Source organism: Streptomyces adelaidensis, from assembly GCF_016598475.1.
In the GTDB taxonomy this organism is placed as follows: domain Bacteria; phylum Actinomycetota; class Actinomycetes; order Streptomycetales; family Streptomycetaceae; genus Streptomyces; species Streptomyces adelaidensis.
Map to the genome: position 1 here is coordinate 1 of NZ_JAEMUX010000248.1, position 1,042 is coordinate 1,042.

General features: G+C 73.3%; 1 protein-coding gene. It reads right to left on the reverse strand.

Annotated features, from left to right (window positions below; all coding sequences use genetic code 11):
• Positions 1 to 1,042: zinc ribbon domain-containing protein (locus I8N67_RS41620; protein ID WP_234047126.1), on the reverse strand; the 1,042-nt coding region annotated here is incomplete at both ends.

Sequence of the window (1,042 nt, forward strand, 5' to 3'; positions counted from 1 at the left end):
AGGCTCGGCCGGGTGGGGCGGGGACCCTGCGCCGCTTCCCGGGCACAGGGCGTCTGGTGGTGGGGCCGCTTTTGGTGCGGTCCCGGGTCTGGTGCTGGACCTGGCTTGCCCGGTCCAGGGCCTCGACCACCGTGCGGATGACGAAGGTTCCGGCGGTGCGGTCGAGGCGGGTGGTGTGCTGGTGGGTCAGGCCGCGGGCGCCGATGCGCTGCCAGGCGGCGTTGTCCCGGCCGGTGCTGTACTTGCAGGCCTCGTTCGGGCAGGTGGCCCATGCCCAGCCCGCCGCCCGATGGTTGGGGGCTTTGTGGTGGCGGAAGGCGGTCAGGCAGCGGGGGCAGTACTTCGACGTCCCGCGCGGTGGCACGATGACCACCGCGATGCCGTGGGCGGCGGCGGTGTGCCGGACGTGGGTGACGATCGCCCCACGCACCGTCTGCGAGAGGCGCGTGTTGAGGGTGCGGCCCTTCCCCTTCGCTTCCATGTCGCGGAGGTCTTCGAGGTAGATGACGCTCGCCCCGGCCGCGACCGCGTGGTCGGTCATGAAGCGGGCGGCGGCTTTGGCGAGGGCCGCGTTCAGGCGGGTGCGGCGCCGGGCCACGTGTTCCCGTTCCGCTTCCAGGGCCGCGAGCTTGGCCACCTGCCAGGGGCTGGGGCGCATCCCGCGCTCCTGCCGGGAGGCGATCAGGATGCGGAGTCGGTCGATGCGCGCGCCGATGTGCTCGCCGATCAGGCGCAGCCGGTCGGCCTTGGCCAGCACCCCTGCCGCGCGGAAGGACAGCGGCTGCCCGTCGGTGAGCACGCGGGGCTGGGTCTCGTCGGTGAGGCGGAGGGTGCCGCCGGTGAGCAGGGTGTTCAGCCCCCAGTCGAAGGCCACCGCCCGGGAGTGTCCGGCCTGTTCCGGCTTGGGGACCGCGAGCGCGTAGGGCACATCCAGAAGCAGCCGCTCTTCCCGTACGCGCAGGGTGGGCGCGCACAGCACCGCATGCGCGGGCACATGGGGCGGCAGGCGGAAACGGATCCGCACCGGATGCCAGTCCGTCCT